Annotated in this window: 16 protein-coding genes and 1 pseudogene; 11 read left to right on the top strand and 6 right to left on the bottom strand. The window is 73.3% G+C overall.

Features of this window, described 5'->3' with window-relative positions; all coding sequences use genetic code 11:
- Positions 1-1,345: serine/threonine kinase C-terminal domain-containing protein (locus HCN56_RS14725; RefSeq protein WP_512700874.1), on the top strand; the 1,345-nt coding region annotated here is incomplete at its 5' end.
- A gap of 69 nt (positions 1,346-1,414) precedes the next feature.
- Positions 1,415-2,986: a succinic semialdehyde dehydrogenase gene (locus tag HCN56_RS14720; protein WP_167971228.1), complete on the top strand. Its 1,572-nt coding sequence runs from the start codon at positions 1,415-1,417 to the stop codon at positions 2,984-2,986.
- A 1,031-nt stretch (positions 2,987-4,017) separates the two neighbouring features.
- Here HCN56_RS14720 and HCN56_RS14715 read toward each other — a convergent pair.
- Positions 4,018-4,410 carry a chorismate mutase gene (locus tag HCN56_RS14715; RefSeq protein ID WP_167971227.1) on the bottom strand — a complete coding sequence of 131 codons (393 nt, stop codon included), beginning with the start codon at positions 4,408-4,410 and terminating at the stop codon, positions 4,018-4,020.
- Between the two features lie 298 nt (positions 4,411-4,708).
- Here HCN56_RS14715 and guaA point away from each other — a divergent pair, with 298 nt between their 5' ends.
- Positions 4,709-6,292 carry a glutamine-hydrolyzing GMP synthase gene (guaA, locus tag HCN56_RS14710; protein ID WP_167971226.1) on the top strand — a complete coding sequence of 528 codons (1,584 nt, stop codon included), beginning with the start codon at positions 4,709-4,711 and terminating at the stop codon, positions 6,290-6,292.
- Between the two features lie 141 nt (positions 6,293-6,433).
- Here the strand turns inward: guaA and HCN56_RS14705 are convergent, their stop codons facing one another.
- Positions 6,434-7,063, bottom strand: coding sequence for a GNAT family N-acetyltransferase (locus HCN56_RS14705; protein ID WP_167971225.1), 630 nt, complete (start codon positions 7,061-7,063; stop codon positions 6,434-6,436).
- Positions 7,064-7,179: 116 nt separating this feature from the next.
- On the opposite strand from HCN56_RS14705, the gene HCN56_RS14700 reads away from it, so the two are divergent.
- The gene (locus HCN56_RS14700) at positions 7,180-7,770 is read left to right on the top strand and encodes a DinB family protein (protein ID WP_167971223.1); all 591 of its coding nucleotides are present in this window, start codon (positions 7,180-7,182) and stop codon (positions 7,768-7,770) included.
- A gap of 112 nt (positions 7,771-7,882) precedes the next feature.
- Positions 7,883-8,191 (top strand): annotated as a pseudogene (locus tag HCN56_RS26440) (HAD family hydrolase); the annotation flags it as partial.
- Between the two features lie 8 nt (positions 8,192-8,199).
- Here HCN56_RS26440 and HCN56_RS14695 read toward each other — a convergent pair.
- Positions 8,200-9,672: an NsdA family TPR-like regulatory protein gene (locus tag HCN56_RS14695; protein WP_495502098.1), complete on the bottom strand. Its 1,473-nt coding sequence runs from the start codon at positions 9,670-9,672 to the stop codon at positions 8,200-8,202.
- Between the two features lie 183 nt (positions 9,673-9,855).
- Here HCN56_RS14695 and HCN56_RS14690 point away from each other — a divergent pair, with 183 nt between their 5' ends.
- The 5 genes from HCN56_RS14690 to HCN56_RS14675 all read left to right on the top strand — a co-directional run bounded on the left by HCN56_RS14690 (position 9,856) and on the right by HCN56_RS14675 (position 14,896).
- Positions 9,856-9,999, top strand: coding sequence for a hypothetical protein (locus HCN56_RS14690; RefSeq protein WP_167971220.1), 144 nt, complete (start codon positions 9,856-9,858; stop codon positions 9,997-9,999).
- Positions 10,000-10,058: 59 nt separating this feature from the next.
- Positions 10,059-10,187, top strand: coding sequence for a hypothetical protein (locus tag HCN56_RS27010; protein WP_280923277.1), 129 nt, complete (start codon positions 10,059-10,061; stop codon positions 10,185-10,187).
- Positions 10,188-10,288: 101 nt separating this feature from the next.
- On the top strand, positions 10,289-12,118 hold the full coding sequence (locus tag HCN56_RS14685) for an asparagine synthase-related protein (protein WP_167971219.1): 1,830 nt from the start codon (positions 10,289-10,291) through the stop codon (positions 12,116-12,118).
- The gene (locus HCN56_RS14680; RefSeq protein ID WP_312871235.1) at positions 12,115-12,849 is read left to right on the top strand and encodes a lasso peptide biosynthesis B2 protein; all 735 of its coding nucleotides are present in this window, start codon (positions 12,115-12,117) and stop codon (positions 12,847-12,849) included. Before HCN56_RS14685 ends, HCN56_RS14680 begins: the two co-directional genes overlap by 4 nt.
- Positions 12,850-12,958: 109 nt before the next feature.
- Positions 12,959-14,896: an ABC transporter ATP-binding protein gene (locus HCN56_RS14675; protein WP_167971218.1), complete on the top strand. Its 1,938-nt coding sequence runs from the start codon at positions 12,959-12,961 to the stop codon at positions 14,894-14,896.
- 285 nt (positions 14,897-15,181) lie between these two features.
- Here the strand turns inward: HCN56_RS14675 and HCN56_RS14670 are convergent, their stop codons facing one another.
- The 3 genes from HCN56_RS14670 to HCN56_RS14660 all read right to left on the bottom strand — a co-directional run bounded on the left by HCN56_RS14670 (position 15,182) and on the right by HCN56_RS14660 (position 17,454).
- Complete coding sequence (locus HCN56_RS14670) at positions 15,182-15,388, bottom strand: DUF397 domain-containing protein (RefSeq protein ID WP_167971217.1); 207 nt, start codon at positions 15,386-15,388, stop codon at positions 15,182-15,184.
- 66 nt (positions 15,389-15,454) lie between these two features.
- A complete protein-coding gene (locus tag HCN56_RS14665) occupies positions 15,455-16,189 on the bottom strand; it encodes a LuxR C-terminal-related transcriptional regulator (RefSeq protein WP_167971216.1) in 735 nt (244 codons plus the stop codon).
- Positions 16,186-17,454, bottom strand: a complete 1,269-nt coding sequence (locus HCN56_RS14660; RefSeq protein ID WP_167971215.1) for an ATP-binding protein — start codon at positions 17,452-17,454, stop codon at positions 16,186-16,188. Before HCN56_RS14660 ends, HCN56_RS14665 begins: the two co-directional genes overlap by 4 nt.
- Before the next feature lie 123 nt (positions 17,455-17,577).
- Here HCN56_RS14660 and HCN56_RS26435 point away from each other — a divergent pair.
- Positions 17,578-17,757, top strand: a 180-nt coding sequence (locus tag HCN56_RS26435; protein WP_245246572.1) for a PspC domain-containing protein, incomplete at its 3' end; no start/stop codon positions are given.

Raw genomic sequence — 17,757 nt, 5'->3', positions numbered from 1 at the left:
GCCCGCGCCCGCCCGCGACCCGCACGGCCGCGCCACCCCGGCACTGCCGCCCGCGCGCGACGCGGTCACCGAACAGCTGCCCAAGATCCCCGTGCAGGAGGCCGAGGCGGTCCCGGAGCGGCGACCGGGTACGGGCATCGTGCCGGGCGCCGCCGGACGCTACCGGGGCCCCGACAACGCGCTGGCGGCCGACCGCGCCCGCCAGGCACGCATGACGACGGTCGGCGCCGTCACCGAGCGCTGGGCCCCCGAGCAGGCCGGGCCGGTCCACGAGCACTGGCGGCTGTCGCCGCCCGTCGGCCCGGCCGCCGACCTCTGGGCGCTGGGCGCCCTGTTGTTCCGCGCCGTGCAGGGCCACCCGCCCTACCCCGAGGACAGCGTCGCCGAGCTGGTCCAGGCCGTCATCGCCGAGCAGCCGGCGTTCGCCGAGGAGTGCGGCGCGCTGCGCCCGGTCGTGGAGTCGCTGCTGCGGCAGGACCCCACCGAGCGTCCCAGCGAGGAGGAACTCCGCGGCTGGCTGCGGTCGATCATCCGGTCCGCTCCCGAACCGGACGTCGGTCGAAGGACGGTGACGCTGCCGCCGATGCTGGAGGCCGGGCGGCCGTCCGACCCGACGAGGCTGCCCATCGTCCGCCACCGCGGCGAACTCGTCTCCAAGCGGAAGCGCCGCAGCGGCAGCCCGCGCGCCCTCGGCCGACTGCTGCTCGTCGCCGTCTTCTGCCTGGTCGCCGGTGCGATGGCCTTCGCGCTGCTGTTCATGCCGTCGGAGGAGGACCGTACCGACACCGCCTCGCCGGGCGGCTCGCCGTCCGACCAGGGTGGCCCCGCCCCGGACGGTTCCGGTGAGGAGCCGGAGGAGGGCGGCAACGACCCGGAGGCCACCGACGAGCCCGTGCCCGCGCCCGACGGCTTCGAGGCCGTCAGCGACGAGACCGGCTTCGGCCTGGCGCTGCCCGAGGGCTGGGAGCGCGGCACCGGCTCGGACGGCCAGGTCACCTTCGAGGGTGACGGCCTGGTGCTGACCGTGGTGCCCGGCCGGGACGGCGCGGCGGAGTTCGGCGAGGCGCCCATGGAGTACCAGCTCCAGAGCCAGCCCGAGCTCCAGGGCTACCGTGACGCGCCGTGGCGGTCGTCCGGCAGCCTGCGCAGCATCACCGTCGGCCAGGTCGCCCTGGCCGAGGGGGACTTCCTCTGGGACGGCGGCGAGGGCCGGCAGTTCGTCCGCAACCGCGCCATGCTCATCGGCGATGACTACCACGTGGTCATGGTCCAGGGCACCGAGGACGACCGCGACGCGATCTCCGAGGTCTTCCCGACCATCGCCGAGAGCTACCGCGTGCGCTGAGCGCGGCCGGGCGGACCGAACCGCCTCGCACCATGGCGCGCGCGGCAGCGCCGTCGTACTCTCCCGGGTATGACCGGGCCACAGCGCACACGGAACAAAGCGGCACAGCTGGTCACCCCGCAGCTGGCCGCATCGCTCGGAGCGGGCGTCACCGGCAGCGGGCGGACCGCCTGCCACAGCCCCCTCACCGGCGACCGGCTGGCCGAACTCCCGGCCACCACCACCGCCGAGGTGGCGGAAGCCTTCGCCACCGCCCGCGCCGCGGCCGCCCGGTGGGCGGCGCGGCCCGTGCGGGAACGCGCCGCCGTCGTGCTCCGCTTCCACGACCTGCTGCTGGACCGCCAGGACGAGGTGCTCGACCTCCTCCAGCTGGACACCGGCAAGGCGCGCACCCACGCCCACGACGAGGTGCTGGGCGCGGCCCTGGCCTCCCGCTACTACGGCCGCCGCGGCCCGGGGCTGCTGCGCACCCGGGCCCGTACCGGCGCCGTCCCGGTGCTGACGCGGGTGCGCGAGAACCGGCAACCGCACGGTGTGGTCGGGCAGATCGTGCCCTGGAACTATCCGCTGGAACTCACCGTCGAGGACGCGCTGCCCGCGCTCCTTGCCGGCAACGGCGTGGTCACCAAGCCCGACACCGAGGGTGCGCTCGCCGCGCTGTGGGCGAGGCGGCTGATGGTCGAGGCCGGACTCCCGGCCGACGTGTGGCGCATGGTCATCGGCGACGGCCCCGTCGTGGGGCCCGCGGTCGTCGCCCACGCGGACTACGTCGCGTTCACCGGCTCCACCGCGACCGGGCGCCGGGTCGCCGCCCAGGCCGCCGAACGGCTCGTCGGCACCAGCCTCGAACTCGGCGGCAAGAACTCCCTGCTGGTCCTCGACGACGCCGACGTGGAGAAGGCGGCCGCCGGGGCGGTGCGGGCGTGCTTCTCCTCCGCCGGTCAGCTCTGCATCTCCGCCGAACGCATCCTGGTGCACGTGTCGGTCGCCGACGCGTTCACCGAGCGGTTCGTCGCGCTCACCCGCGCCATGCGCCTCGGCGCGCCCCTGGCCTGGGGCACCGACATGGGTTCGCTCTCCTCGCAGGCCCAACTCGACCGCGTCACCGGGCACATCGACGACGCGGTCTCCCTCGGCGCCCGCGTGCTGACCGGCGGCAGGCACCGCCCCGACCTGGGGCCGTACTTCCACGAACCCACCGTGCTGACGGGTGTCACCCCCGGCATGCGGCTCCACCACGAGGAGACCTTCGGCCCGGTCGTCGCCGTCCGCCGCGTCGAGGACGACGAGGAGGCTGTTGCCCTCGCCAACGACACCGCCTACGGCCTCAACGCCTCGGTCTGGAGCCGCGACAGCCGCCGCGCCCGCCGGATCGCCGCACGGCTGCGCACCGGGAGCGTCGGCATCAACGACGGTTTCGCCGCCGCCTACGGGTCGGTCGCCGCGACCATGGGCGGCATGGGCGACTCCGGACTCGGCCGCCGCCACGGCGCGGAAGGGCTGCTGAAGTACACCGAGGCGCAGACCGTCGCCCAGCAGCGGCTGCTGCCGCTGGCCCCCTCCCTCGGCATGGACGACCGCCAGTTCGCGGCGCTCATGTCGGTCTCGCTGAAGGCCCTGAAGACGCTGCGCCTGCCCTGACCCCGGACGGGGACGCGCGACCGGCGGCGCTGCTGAGGAGGGCACGGCACGGTGGTCCGTTCCGGGCCCGACCGGGGGCGTTCGACCCGGTCCGCCGAGCATCCGGACTTCTCGGGCTCGGGAGCTGGGTACGGTGGGACGTGAAAGCCCCGGTGGACCGCCGGCCTGTGGCCACGTCGCCGGGGCTGTGCCTTTGTGTGAGCAGGCGGCGTCGGCGAGCCGGCGCCGGGGGCGGTCCGCTCGCGCCGTGTCCGGGCGGGAACGCCGACCACGACACCGCGCGGCGGATCACCGTGATCGTTCGGATGGTGTCCGGCCGCCCTGGGACTCCGCCGTACCGCCGTGGTGCCGCGGCGCGGCGGACCAGGCCGCCGGAAGAGGCTTCGCGGCGCGGGCGTGCGCCGGTTCTCCGCCGTGGGCTCGGCCGGGGCAGCAGAAGGGCCCCCGGTCCGGCGTCCGGGGGGAGACGCCGACCGGGGGCCGCTTCGCCGGTACCGGCGACAGGGCGGCGCCGGTACCCGTGCGGTGGTCGCCCGGGGGGAGGCGATGCACCGCTGCTGTCGGAGCCGATGGCTCGGCCCGCCGAACGGCGGTCGACCTCACCCTGACCCCACCCGGAGCCGTGGCCGTCGACCAGCCGTTCTCAGAACACCTCTACCCAGAACACCCGGACGGAATGTGTTCACACCACCCCAACGCTTGGTCGAAGCGGTCGGTTCCCGGCGTCCCGGGAACCGACCACCGAGTCGTGACCGGCCTGCTGTCCCCTGCTGCCCGGCCACCAGCCGGAACGAGGTCCCACGGCCAACACCCTTGCCATGCCAGGGCGGTGTGCCTCTTCGTTCCGGAAGTACCCCGTTCAACGAACCGGCGGCGCGGGGGTCACGTGCCGTACGGGTGACCCCGGTACACGCCGCGCGCACGGAAACCCCTCTCCGCAGGCCCGTACGCATTCCGTCACCGCCGCCCCCGGCCGGCCCCCGCTCGGCCCGCCCCGCTCGGCGTCCCTCCGGGTCAGGCCTCGGCGTGTCTCAGGACCGGCCCCGGCACAGCTCCAGCAGCAGCATCGCCATCCGGGTGCCCGACGGGCCCAGCTCCTCGCGGTAGCGCTCCAGGATCTCCATCTCGCGCGCGAGACTCACCCGACGGCCGCCGGAGCCCACCCTCGCCCGCTGGATCTGTTCGGAGACCGCCCGGCGCTCCCCGATGAGCGCCAGGATGCGGGCGTCCAACACGTCGATGTGCTCGCGCGCGCCGCTGACCAGCTCGGCCGCCTCCGGGGTCCGCGCCCCCGTCCACTCCGCGTCGTCGCGCTCGGCGGTGGGAGCGGTGGGCGGGCCCGCCGGTGCGGGCGGCGTCGTGGCGTCCGGCGTCGTGGCGGGCGCGTCCAGGGTGGCGGTGCCGGTCGATGTCGTGATCGTCATGGGGTCTCCTTCGGAGAAGCACCCCGGGGCGGCACGGCCCGGAAACGACGGCGTCCCGGGCCGAACCGGCCCGGGACGCTGCGGAAAGTCGTTGTCAGTGCGGTAGACAGCGCTTCACCTGGCAGCCGGCCGGGCCGGTGCCATAGGTAAAGAACGCTGCGTGCCGCATCATGCGCGCCAGTATGCCACCGCCCGGCGCGCGGGGGCTCCGGCGCCCGCCGGACGACCGGATGGTGAGACGGCGGCGGCCGGTAGACTCGGCCCCCTACCCCGCTCCACCGCTGGAAGGCAGCTCCACGTGGCATCGTCCCGCCCGACGGCCCCCGACACCGTGCTCGTCGTCGACTTCGGCGCGCAGTACGCACAGCTCATCGCCCGCCGGGTCCGCGAGGCCCGCGTCTTCAGCGAGATCGTGCCGTCCACCATGCCGGTGGCGGAGATGCTCGCCAAGGAGCCGAAGGCGATCATCCTCTCGGGTGGGCCCTCCTCCGTGTACGCCGACGGCGCGCCGTCGATCGACCGCGCGCTGTTCGAGGCCGGGGTGCCGGTCTTCGGCATGTGCTACGGCTTCCAGCTGATGGCCACCACCCTCGGCGGCACCGTCGACAACAACGGTGCCCGCGAGTACGGCCGCACCGACCTGACCGTCTCCAAGTCGGGCTCCACCCTCTTCGAGGGCACCCCCGACGAGCAGGTCGTCTGGATGTCGCACGGCGACGCCTGCTCGGCCGCGCCCGAGGGCTTCACCGTGACGGCCTCCACCGGCCAGGTCCCCGTCGCCGCCTTCGAGGACGACGAGCGCCGCCTCTACGGCGTGCAGTACCACCCGGAGGTCATGCACTCGACCTTCGGCCAGCAGGTGCTGGAGCACTTCCTGTACCGCGGTGCGCGCATCGCCCCGACCTGGACCGCCGGGTCCATCGTCGAGGAGCAGGTCGCCCTCATCCGGGAGCGCGTGGGCAGCAAGCGCGCCATCTGCGGGCTCTCCGGCGGCGTGGACTCCGCTGTCGCGGCCGCCCTGGTCAACGAGGCCATCGGCTCGCAGCTGACCTGCGTCTACGTCGACCACGGCCTGATGCGGACCGGTGAGACCGAGCAGGTCGAGAAGGACTTCGTCGCCGCGACCGGCGCGCAGCTGAAGGTCGTCGACGCCTCCGAGCGGTTCCTGAACGCCCTCGCCGGGGTCACCGACCCCGAGGAGAAGCGGAAGATCATCGGCCGCGAGTTCATCCGCGTCTTCGAGCAGGCGCAGGCCGAGATCATCGCCGACGCGGACAGCGACGGCGAGGACGTCGCCTTCCTCGTCCAGGGCACCCTCTACCCGGACGTCGTCGAGTCCGGCGGCGGCACCGGCACCGCCAACATCAAGTCCCACCACAACGTCGGCGGCCTCCCCGAGGACCTGGAGTTCGAACTGGTCGAGCCGCTGCGGCAGCTCTTCAAGGACGAGGTCCGCATGGTCGGCCAGGAGCTCGGGCTCCCCGACGAGATCGTGCAGCGCCAGCCGTTCCCCGGCCCCGGCCTCGGCATCCGCATCATCGGCGAGGTCACCCGCGAGCGGCTGGACCTGCTCCGGCAGGCCGACGCCATCGCCCGCGAGGAGCTGACCGCCGCCGGGCTGGACCGCGACATCTGGCAGTGCCCGGTCGTGCTGCTCGCCGACGTCCGCAGCGTCGGCGTCCAGGGCGACGGCCGCACCTACGGTCACCCGGTCGTGCTGCGGCCGGTCTCCTCCGAGGACGCCATGACCGCCGACTGGTCGCGGCTGCCCTACGACGTGCTCGCGACGATCTCCAACCGCATCACCAACGAGGTCCGCGACATCAACCGCGTCACCCTCGACGTGACCAGCAAGCCCCCGGGCACCATCGAGTGGGAGTGAGCGCCGGCCCGTGAGACGGCCCGCGCCCGCGCCGCAGCCGAGCCGCTGCGCCGCACACCGCCGGGCCGGCGGGACCGCACAGACGCGGACCCGCCGGCCCGGCGGCGTTCGTGGTGCGTCTCCGGGGCCGGGGCCCGGCCGTCAACGCCGGCTGTCCGGCTGCTCGTCGGCGGGCAGGCGCTGGGCCTCCCACTCCGCCCGGTCGATGACGTACTCGACCTCGCCGTGTTCCGAGCCGGGCAGCGGCTCCGGCCAGTCCTCGGTGTAGCTGCGCAGGTACCGCAGGCCGCACCGCTCCATCACGCGGCGGGAGGCGGTGTTGACCGCCATCGTGTCGGCCGTGACCCGTCGCGCGCCGAGCCGCTCGAACGCGCGCCGCACCAGCAGCCGGCCGCCCTCCGAGGCGTACCCCCGGCCCCAGGCGTCCCGGCGGAGCCGGTAGCCCAGCTCGAACACCCCGCCGCCGTTCGTGTCGAGGGGGCGCAGCTCGAACCAGCCGAGCAGCCCGCCCTCCCCGTCACGGCGCTCCGCACCCCAGAAACCCGGGCCGTCCGCCGCGTCGAAGTGCCGGTTCATTCGCGGCAGCTCCACCGCCCGGACGTGCTCCACCGACACCGGCGCGCCGCCGGTGAGGTACCGCATCACCTCGGGGTCGTTGTGGAGCGCGTGCAGGGCCGGGACGTCGGTCTCGGTCAGCGGCCGGAGCCGCAGCCGGTCGGAGTGCGGGAACGGGTGCACAGGCTGTCGCGGGGGCTGGGCGGGTGCGGACATGCGACACATGCTCGCCCGCCCGCCGCCACCCGGCAACCGGGTTGTCCCCGGCGCTCCGGGGCGTGCTGCGCGGCGGAGCCGGGGCGACTGTCAGTGGCCGGTGGAACACTGCCGACATGAAGCTCTCGGACCCCAAGGAAACCCTCCGCTCCTACCTCCAGGAGGGGCGGGACGCGCTGCTCTGGAAGCTGGACGGCCTCTCGGAGTACGACGTCCGTCGCCCGCTGACGCCGACCGGCAGCAACCTGCTGGGGCTGGTGAAGCACAACGCCGGAGTCGAGATGGGGTACTTCGGCCTGGTCTTCGGCCGACCCGTGCCGGACGCCCCGGCGTGGATGGAGCAGCACGACGTCCCCAACATCGACATGTGGGCGACGCCCGAGGAGAGCCGCGAGGAGATCGTCGACCTCTACCGGCGCGCCTGGGCGCACTCCGACACCACGATCACCGAGCTGACGTTGGAGTCGACGGGGCAGGTCCCCTGGTGGGGCGGGAACGGCGCCGTCAACCTGCACCGCATCCTGGTCCACGTCGCCACCGAGACCCACCGGCACGCGGGCCACGCCGACATCCTCCGCGAGCAGGTCGACGGCGCCGTCGGGCTGCGCAGCGCCGGTGACAACCTGCCGGAGCAGGAGAAGGAGTGGTGGGCGCAGTACCGCGACCGCGTCGAGGCGGCCGCCCGCGCCGCCGCCGACCGCGCCTGAGCGGAGGGGCGGGTTCTGGCGGCGGGCTCAACCCAGCGCCGCCAGGGCTCGGCCCCACGGGCGGCGGACGATCCGACGTGGCTCGCCGGCCGCCTCTGGGTAGCCTGCGGCCATGACGATCCGCTGTGTGGCGTTCGACGTCGGGGAGACCCTGGTCTGCGACGACCGGCACTGGGGCAGTTGGGCCGACTGGCTCGGAGTGCCGCGTCACACGGTGTCGGCGCTCGTCGGTGCGGTCGTGGCTCAGGGGCGGGACAACGCGGACGCACTGCGGCTCATCAGGCCGGGGTTGGACATCGCGGCGGAGTACGCGGCGCGCGAGGCCGCCGGGCGGGGTGAGCACCTGGGTGAGTCGGACCTCTACGACGATGTGCGGCCGACGCTCCGGGCGCTCCGGGAGCGGCAGCTGACTCTGGTTGTGGTGCGGTGTCAGGAGCTTGCGTTGCCTGGGGTGGCGTCGGCTACGAGTGCGGGTCGTAGGCGTTCGCGGATGGTGGCGGCTGTGGTGCTGGGGTGCCGGCTGAGTTCGTGGTCGAGTTCGGTGAGGCGGTCGGCGACTCGTGTCGAGGTGGCTCGGCCGAACAGGGCCAAGGCGTCGGTGGTTGCCGTGTCGGCGGCGTCGGGTTGGTCGGCGGCGAGGTGGGCGCGTGCGAGGAGGATCTGGTCGAAGGCACGGGAGCGCGTTCGTTCTTGCGGGCGTGCCGTGGTTCCGCGTTGGACCATCTCGATGGCGTGCTGGGCGCGGGTGGGGTCGTGGTGGGCTGCCAGGAGTTCGCAGACGCCGACGGTGACGTGGTGTTCGGCGGTGTCGAACCATTCGGCCCAGGACGGCGCTGCGTCGGGGGCGTCCACGGCCAGGTGGTGGTCGGCGGTGCCGAGGGCTCGGGCGGTTGCGGGCAGCTGGCCGAGTACGGCATGGCAGCGGGCTTCGAGGGTTGCGAGGAGCGCGTGGAGGCGGCCGGGTGGGAGCTTCCTGGTGCCGTACTGAGCGGCTTGGACGAGGTCGAGGGCGTCGGCGGGGCGGTTGAGGTGATTTGCCTGGCGGGCGAGGCAGTTCAGGATGTGCGCGGCGATCGCGAGGCCGGCGGGACCGGCTTGTTTGGCGGCTTGGAGTCCGAGGAGGAAGTAGCGCTGGGATTCGGCGTGGCGGCCGATGTCGTGGGTCATCCAGCCGGCGACGGAGGCAAGGTCGGCGACGGCGACGAACAGGCCGCGGGCGACGGTGTCGGTGGAGGAGCCGTGTCCGGCGAGTTCGGTGACGTGGTGGAGCTGTCCGACGACCGCACGGCGGCACAGCGCGCCGCCGTGGGCATTGTCCAGTTGGCGGAAGGCGTCGGTGGTCTGCTGGATGGCGAGGACATCGGCTGTCCCGATGCGTCCGGGCCGTCGCGGAGTGAGGACATCGGGGTCGGGGAGGTGGAGCCAGCCTTGTGCGGCTCGCAGTAGTTCGGGGCCAGCCAGGAGGCGGGCGGGTACCGGGGTGGCGTCGTCCGACATGGCGTCGCTCCGGGTGGTGTGGAGGAGAGAGGCTACGACGGCTTGAGGGTGCCAGCTTCCTGTGGGCGTCGGGGAGCGGGGGGCGAGTACGAGTCCCAGATCGGTCGGGGTCAGTGGGCGCGGCAGATGGCACAGGCGGGTGAGTGTGGCTGCCAGGAGGTCGGGGACCGGTGGCCGTGGCTGTTCCCCGTTGGTGATCCAGCGCGCGACTCGCGAGCGGTCCGGACGGATGTCTCGGTGGCCGTGGTCGGCTGCGGTACGCGCCAGTTCAGTGGCTAACCGGCCGTAGCTGACGTGTGCCCGGCTGACCCAGTGGGCGAGCAGGGTGTTGCGGCGATCGGTCACGACGGGAGGACCCTTCCTCGGGGCGATCGAGCCGTGCTGCCCGCTAGACGATATGCCCATATCCGTCGGTTCGATAAGCCACCGGCGCGGGTTCGCACCGGTTCGCAGCATGCCGCACCGCGCTGCTGCGGGAAACGAGCGCAGCGCATCGCTGCTTCCCGGCCCCTGGGGCCGCAGCGCTTGGAGGCGGTGTCCTGGTGTGGCAGCCGGGGAGTGGCCCCGGCCGGCCGAAGGGAGAGCGTCATGGACACCAGCGACTCGCGGGAGCTGCCCGTGGAGGGCGTCGCGACCGACCTGGGCACGGTTCTCGGTTCCACCCTCGGGTGGGCGACCGAGGACGACGCCGACGACAGCGAGTACTTCAAGGGCGCGCCCGCCAAGTCCTGACCCGCACCCCGGGGCCCGCGCAGACCGCGGGCCCCGGTTCTCACCGAAGGACGACGCGCATGGACACGATCGACGACCACCACCCGGAGCAGCGCGAGCCGCTGGTCGCTGACCTCGGCACGGTGCAGGAGGTGACCTTGGGGTCGGCCGGCTTCGACAAGCCCGACGACACCGAGTACTGGCACTAACTCCGCTGGCTTCTACCCGAAGTCCAGCAACCACGTGCCCTGCGGCCCGCCTCCCCTGTCGGTCCGCAGGGCACGATCCGCTTCTTGCGCCTGGAGGCCCGATGCGTTTCATCGCCGGCACCACCCCATTCTGCCCGCCACCGCACCAGCCGGTGGGTGCGCTCACCGTCACCGAGCTGGGCCCCTGGCCCGCGTGGGCCTGTGACCACGACGCCAGCGAGATCACCAGCTGCTCCACGCCACGCGGTTACCTGGTGCGCGCAGGCACGTGCCTGGCAACACCGGCGGAGCGCAGCGAGGCGCTCGACGCCGCAGCGGGCGGTGACCTAACGCGGACGGCCTCGCTCCCGGGCTCCGGCCTGACCGCCGTGTCCACCGGCGACGGAGGGCTGTGGTTGGTGGGTGACCGCGCTGGGGTCGTCACGGTGTTCTGGACTCGGCATGCCGGGCGGGTGTGGTGGTCGACCTCCGCCCTCGCGCTCGCCGGTCTCACCGGGGCCGGCCCTGATCCCGGCGCGCTCCTGAGCCGTCTCGTGCTCACCGGTGTGGAGGTGGGGGAGCGGTCCCCGTTCCTCGGCATCCACCGGGTCCCGCCCGGCAGTGCGCTGCGCCTGCTCGCAGTCGGTACACCTACCCTGCGCCCTGTTCCGGAACTGGCCGCGCTCTCGTTCGAGGACGGCGCCGGTCTCCTGCGGGCCGCTGTGCTGCGGGCGGTGAATGGTCGGGTTGAGCTGGGTGACCTCTCCACCGACCTGTCCGGTGGCGTCGACAGCGGCTGCGTCACCGCGCTCGCGGCCCGAACGGCAGCCCGTCCCCTGCCCGCGCTTACCTATACCGACCAGGACTTGGTCAACAGCGACGACGTCCACTACGCCCGCCGCCTCGCCGCGGAGAACCCGCGGCTGGACCACCACCTCGTCGACGGCCGGGCATCCGGGGCCGCGCACTTCGATCTCCTGCAGGACAGTGCGGCCCTCCCCGCAACGGACACGCCCGCCCTGGCCCTGGGCCTGTTGGCGATCAAAGATGCCCAGTTCGCTCCTGCTCGCGCCGCCGGCGCCCGCCACCACCTCACCGGCCGCGGCGGCGACAACGTCTTCGGCGCCGCACCCCAGTACCTGGCCGACTTGTGGCGGGACGGCCCTCGCACCGCCGCAACCACCCGGACCACCGACTACGCCCGCGGCCGGACGGCCTCGGCCCGAGCGGTGAGACGACAGGCCCGCACCACCGCAAGCACCTCATATCCGCACGCCCTGCACCGCGCGAGCGCCGACCTGCGAGCCGGCCACCGCCCGCCCGCCCCCTGCCCGGCCGCCGACCTCGCATGGTGCGGAACCTCACCGGCCGCACCATGGCTGATGCCAGCGGGCCGGGTCCTGGTTGCCGACGTCCTCACCGACGCGGCGCACCGCGCCGACCCGACCGCCGCGCCCGACCGGACACACGACCGCTTGGGGCTGGAGTTCATGGCGGCCAGCCACGCCGCCTACCAGCAAATCGCACGTCAGCGCTGGGGACTGACCGTCCACGCCCCGCTCCTGGACCATGCCGTCGTGGGCGCAGCCATGGCGATCCCCGCCCGAGACCGGGTCGCGCCCGGCCTCTACAAGCCCCTGGCCGCGCGAGCGTTGCAGGGCCTGGTTCCCGACTGGCTCCTGAACCGGCGGACCAAGACCAGCTTCTCCGCCAGCCTGTACCGCGGCCTAGTCCGCAACCACACCACCCTCGCCGGCATTCTCGACGCCTCGCGCCTCAAGGCTGACGGACTGATCGACACCCGCGCAGTCGCCGCGCAACTCGCCGCAGCCGCCGGGGGCGCGCCCGCACCGCTGGGAGCACTGCACGCACTGGTCGCCACCGAGCTCTGGCTCACCCGCACCGACGACCGGCCGGTGCGCTGGACCACCACCAGGGGGAGCACACCGTGAAGAGAAACGTCTACACCGCCTTCCTGCCCGACGGAGGCGCAGCTCTCATGGACACCCGTCGCGGCCGGGGCCGCTGGCTTCACCTGAACCCGGCCGCCGCCCAGACGTGGCGAGCGCTCAGCTCCAGCCCCAGCGACGCAGCGACCAGAAGATCGGGGTGGCGGGAGCGAACGCGCGCGTGGGCAGCGCCGTGGCGGGACCCCGGTCAGATCTCGGCCGGCACCGACTACCTGCCGCCGCCGCAGCGCGCTGCGCCCCGGGCGGCCTCGTCGACCGCAGTTCTCTACCTCCCGTCCACGCCCCGCACCGCGGGGGACGCGGCGCCTGCCGAGAACGGTGGGGAGCGTCTGTCTGGAGCCGACCGGGCCGCGGTGGCCCTCGCCACGATCGCCGCGCTCGCTTCGCTGCACCTACTGCCGATTCGGGTCACCCTCGGGTGGGTCACGGCCGCCGCGCGGTTCTCCCGCCGGGAAACGGCGGCGGCGCGGGCGGCAGCCCTACACACGGCGGTCATCCGCGCAGGCCGCCGGTGGCCCGGCCGGTTCGCATGCCTGGAGGAATCGCTCGCCACCACCCTGGCCGCCCGGCTACGAGGCGACCGCCTCACCCTGTGCCTGGGCGCGCGCCCCGCACCCGTTGCTGCTCACGCCTGGACCGAGACCGCCACCCACATCATCGGGCAGAGCGCCGACGACCGCCCCTGGCCCTACATCACCGCCGCACGCCTGTGACCAGCAGTTTCATTCGAGCCGACAAGATGGGGTGAAACTCCGAACACCCGTTCACAAACGTTCTGGTTATCCACAGTCACCACCGACGAACCGCCGTCGTTGCGCAGGTATGACAACCCCACGAGTCCCCCACCCCCGCACCCGCAGGAAGCCCGCCCCCGCGCCCATCCCCCGCTACGCCGTCAGCGCCGAACGCCACAACGAGCACGCACTCGAGAGCTCCTGGTGGGCCATCACCCGCCGCCTCCCCGCACTCTCCACCGCCCTGCTACGCCTGGCTTGGCACGCCGACCGACGCGCGCTCCTGCTGACCGGCCTCCTCCAACTCTTGTCGGCCGCCGTCACCGCGGTCGGCCTCTACGCCACGACCACCGCCCTCGCCCCGCTGTTCGCCGGCGGCCCCACCGAGGAACGCCTCCAGCAAGCGCTGCCCTCACTGATCGTCGTCGGCGCAGCCGCAGCCCTCCGGTCTCTGATCGCCGCCCTCACTCTGGCCACCAACGCCCGCACCGGGCCCAAGGTCGACGGCGTCGCCGAGCACGCCTACCTCGACGCCGCGACCCGCGCCCCCCTGGCCGCATACGACGACCCGGCCTGGTGCGACCGCAGCGAAGCCGCCAGTCGCGCCTCCAAGGACGCCCACCTCATGGTCGCCGCACTCAGCGACGTCACCGGAGCCATCCTCGGAATCGCCGCCGCCGCCGGAGTCCTCGTCAGCCTCCACCCTCTCCTCGCCCCACTGCTGCTCCTGGCCGTCGTTCCACGCGGGTGGGCGGCCGCGCGTGGCGCCCGCGCAGCCCACCGGGCGGACGAACACACTCTCGCCGACCGGCGCCTGCGACACACCTGGATCTACCACACCGCCGGCCGCGCCACCGCCCTGGAAGTACGGGCCTGCACCATGCGCCCCTGGCTCCTTGCCCGCTTCACCGAACTCACCGCGCGCCTGGAGGAAGCAGCCGCCTACGTCGGGCGAACCCGAGCCCGCTACCAGCTCATCGGCGACGCCATCGCCGGCACCGCAACCATGGGCGTCTACGCCGCCCTGCTCGGGCTCGCCGCCACCGGCCGGATCGCCCCCGAAGCGGCCGGCACCGCCTTCATCGCCGTCCAGACCAGCCAACGCCTCCTCATCGGACTGATCCACGGCATCAACACCACCTACCTCAAGGGCCTCTACCTCGCCGACTGGCAGACCTTCACCCAGCAAAACCACCCCGCCGGCACCCAAAGCACCGCCCCCGGCGAGGACCTTCCCGAAACTGCAGGCGGGGTCCTTCCCGTGCCGGACAACCCGCGCTCCATCACCGCGGCGAGGCTGACCTTCCACTACCCCCACGCAGCTTCCCCCGCCCTCAAGGACATCGACCTCACCATCCACCGCGGCCAAGTCCTCGCCATCGTCGGCGCCAACGGCTCCGGCAAGTCCACCCTCGCCAAACTCCTCGCCGGCCTGTACGAACCCACCCACGGCACCGTCACCTGGGACGGCATCGACCTCACCCGAACCGACCCCGAGCAGCGCTGGGCCCGCCTGGCCATGCTCCCCCAGCACTTCGCCCGCTGGCCCGTCACCGCAGCCGAGAACATCACCCTCGGCCAAGGCGACCAGCACGCGGACCGCATCCACGCCGCCGCCCGAGCCGCCGGAGCCGACACCGTCCTGGCCACCCTCCCCGACGGCCTGGCCACCAACCTCGCACCCAGCCACTGGGGAGGCCGCGACCTCTCCGGCGGCCAATGGCAACGCATCGCAACAGCCCGCGCGTTCTACCGCGACAGCCCCGTCCTCATCTGCGACGAACCCACCTCCGCACTCGACCCCCTCGCCGAAGAAGCCGTCTACGACCGCATCCGCACCCTCGCAACAGGCCGCACCGTCATCCTCATCACCCACCGCCTCGGCTCCACCCGCACCGCCGACCGCATCATCGTCCTCGACAACGGAACCATCGCCGAAGACGGCAACCACACCACCCTCACCGCCCAGAACGGCCTCTACGCCACCATGTGGCGCGCCCAAGCAGACACCTACGCCGCCACCTGACTCCAAGCAACCCCGCGCCGCACCAGCGGCCCGTCGCATGCCGGCGGATGCAGGTGCCGAACACTCCCCAGCACGCGGGCGTAGACGAAAGGAGTTAAGGCGGCGGCAGTGACGGTGAGAACCGGTCCCGGCAGGGCCGTTGCGGCTCGGGGAGCGATGCTAGGCAGCGACCGGCGTGGGTGGCTACGTGGTTCCCCGCCGTCGTGCAGTGGAGACCCGACGACGTCGGTGTGACGCGGCCCCACCGCGCGAGGCGCGGTGGGGCGTCGAGGTGCGGGGTTGCGCTCAGTTGTCGAAGGCGCCCGACGTGAGGCCGTTCACGAAGCCGCTGAAGACGGCAGTGGGGACTGTGAGGACAGCACCGGTGGGGTTCTTGGAGTCGCGGACGGGGACCGTGCCGGTGGTCGCGTGGAGGTTGATAGCGACCTCCACGCACTGACCGCCGTTCTCACTGAAGGAAGACGTGAACCAACGGGGGGACTCGGACGTCACGGGGTGCCCTTTCGTAGCTTCTCGACGATGGCGACGGACCGGTCCTGCGGGGCGGTGCCGGGTGGCTCAGATCAGGCGGCGGGCGGTCGCCCAGCGGGTCAGCTCGTGGCGGTTGGAGAGCTGGAGCTTGCGCAGCACGGCCGAGACGTGGGACTCCACCGTCTTGACCGAGATGAACAGCTCCTTCCCGACCTCCTTGTACGCGTAGCCGCGGGCGATGAGCCGCAGCACCTCGCGCTCGCGCTGCGTCAGCCGGTCCAGGTCCTCGTCGGCGGGTGCCGCGTCCGAGGAGGCGAAGGCGTCCAGCACGAAGCCCGCGAGCCGCGGCGAGAAGACCGCGTCGCCGTCGGCGACGCGGAAGATCGCGTTGACCAGGTCGTTGCCGGTGATGGTCTTGGTGACGTACCCGCGGGCGCCGCCGCGGATGACGCCGATGACGTCCTCGGCGGCGTCGGAGACCGACAGTGCGAGGAACCGCACCGGGTCGGTCGCCGCGCCCATCAGCTCGGCGCTGCGCCGCAGCACCTCGACGCCGCCGCCGCCCGGGAGGTGCACGTCGAGCAGGACCACGTCGGGCCGGGTGGCGCGGATGACGCTCACCGCCTGGTCGACGTCGCCGGCCTCGCCGACGACCTCGACGCCGGTCTCGGCGGTGCGGCCGATCTCGGCCTGCACCCCGGCGCGGAACATGCGGTGGTCGTCGACGAGGACGACGCGCGACCGGCGACCGGCCGCCGGGTCACCGCCCGAGCCCGGGGCGTTGGGCAATCCGCCGGTTCCGTACTGCGGGTCGTGGCTCATTCGGCGCGCTCCATCGTCAGTTCCACCTCGGTTCCCTCGCCGGGTACCGACCGTACCCGGGCTCTTCCGCCGTTGCGCTGCATCCGGCCGATGATCGACTCGCGGACGCCCATCCGGTCGGTGGGCACGTCGTCCAGGTCGAAGCCGGGGCCGCGGTCGCGCACGGAGACGAACACCTCCCGGCCCTCGACCTCGGCGAACACCTGCACCGGCCCGCCCTCGCCACCGTACTTGGCGGCGTTGACCATGGCTTCCCGGGCGGCCTGGAGGAGCGCGCCCAGCGGCTCGTCGACGGGGCAGTCGCCGACGCACACCACCTCGATGGGGACGCCGTGGTGGTCCTCCACCTCTGCGACGGTCGCCTTGACCGTCTCGGAGAAGGTGCGGGTCTCCTCGTCGTCGACGGTGACGCCGTTGGTGGCCTCGGCCGACTTGTGCAGCCAGGCGCGGAGTTCGCGTTCCTGTGCGCGGGCGAGCCGGGAGACCTCGCGGTGGTCGGTCGCGTTGCGCTGGATCAGGGTGAGGGTGTGCAGCACCGAGTCGTGGACGTGGGCGGCGACCTCCGCCCGTTCCTGCGCCCGGATGCGCATGGTGCGCTCCTCGTTGAGGTCCTGCAGGATTCTCACCAGGTAGGGCCCGGCCAGCAGCGCGGTGCCGACCAGCACGGCGAGCGCGGCCTGCACGACGCGGCTGAGGTCCTCACTGGCGCGGGTGACGACGAAGCCGGCGACGCCGATGAGCACCAGCGTCGCGCCGGCGGCGGACCTGGCCAGCGGCAGCCACCGGCTGCCGCGGGTGACCTTGGCCCAGTGCGCGCGGCGCGAGTCGTCGGCCTGGCGCCAGACCAGGGCGGCGCCGATGACGATGAGCGCCAGCGTCCACAGGTAGCCGCCGGAGATCTCGAACTGGACGTTGTTCCAGAAGACGCCCGCGCCGACCGTCAGCATCGCCACGGCGAGCACGTAGATCGTGTACTGCCGCAGCCGGCTGCCGCCCGGCGGCGTCGCCCCCGGGTGCGGCCGCGGCGGCAGCGGCCCGGTGCCCAGCGGGACCACGAACCAGAAGACGCCGTACAGCACGACGCCCATGCCGCTGGAGACGGTGAGTGCGAAGAAGGCGATGCGCACCCAGGAGACCGGGACGGCGAGATGCCCGGCCAGTCCCTGGGCGACGCCTCCGAGCCATCGGCCCTCCGCGCTGCGGTAGAGCCTGCGGATCGGCGGCTCCTCCGTGTCGGCTGCGGGCACGGGTGGGGCGGTCGTCATGGTCCGATCGTCACACGTGCGCGACCCGGCGGGCATCAGGGTCGGCCCCTGACACCGGGATCAGGGGCGCTTCCGGGCCGCCCCGGATGTTCGCGGGGCCGCGGCGGCGTCACGATGGTGTGCATGACTGAGGAGACAGCGCGAGGGGCCGGTGGTGTCGGCACGGCCCCACCGGCGGCGCCGGGCGGGCCGGTCGGCGGTCGGGGAGGCGTCGCCCAGGGACTGGCCGGGCATCTCGCCGTCCCGGTCTCCTGGGTGCGCATCGCCTTCTTCGCACTCACCGTCTCCAGCGGCATGGGCGTC

The organism is Streptomyces lonarensis, from assembly GCF_012033735.1.
Classification (GTDB): Bacteria; Actinomycetota; Actinomycetes; order Streptomycetales; family Streptomycetaceae; genus Streptomyces; species Streptomyces lonarensis.
This window is presented reverse-complemented; position numbering and strand designations above follow the sequence as displayed.

Excerpts from the sequence above, each read along its gene's own strand:
- HCN56_RS14705 (WP_167971225.1), bottom strand. The coding sequence starts at position 7,063 with ATGTCCGCACCCGCCCAGCCCCCGCGACAGCCTGTGCACCCGTTCCCG.
- HCN56_RS14685 (WP_167971219.1), top strand. The coding sequence starts at position 10,289 with ATGCGTTTCATCGCCGGCACCACCCCATTCTGCCCGCCACCGCACCAG.
- HCN56_RS14720 (WP_167971228.1), top strand. The coding sequence starts at position 1,415 with ATGACCGGGCCACAGCGCACACGGAACAAAGCGGCACAGCTGGTCACC.
- HCN56_RS14700 (WP_167971223.1), top strand. The coding sequence starts at position 7,180 with ATGAAGCTCTCGGACCCCAAGGAAACCCTCCGCTCCTACCTCCAGGAG.
- HCN56_RS14690 (WP_167971220.1), top strand. The coding sequence starts at position 9,856 with ATGGACACCAGCGACTCGCGGGAGCTGCCCGTGGAGGGCGTCGCGACC.
- HCN56_RS14715 (WP_167971227.1), bottom strand. The coding sequence starts at position 4,410 with ATGACGATCACGACATCGACCGGCACCGCCACCCTGGACGCGCCCGCC.
- HCN56_RS14665 (WP_167971216.1), bottom strand. The coding sequence starts at position 16,189 with ATGAGCCACGACCCGCAGTACGGAACCGGCGGATTGCCCAACGCCCCG.
- HCN56_RS27010 (WP_280923277.1), top strand. The coding sequence starts at position 10,059 with ATGGACACGATCGACGACCACCACCCGGAGCAGCGCGAGCCGCTGGTC.
- HCN56_RS14675 (WP_167971218.1), top strand. The coding sequence starts at position 12,959 with ATGACAACCCCACGAGTCCCCCACCCCCGCACCCGCAGGAAGCCCGCC.
- HCN56_RS14660 (WP_167971215.1), bottom strand. The coding sequence starts at position 17,454 with ATGACGACCGCCCCACCCGTGCCCGCAGCCGACACGGAGGAGCCGCCG.
- HCN56_RS14695 (WP_495502098.1), bottom strand. The coding sequence starts at position 9,672 with ATGGGCATATCGTCTAGCGGGCAGCACGGCTCGATCGCCCCGAGGAAG.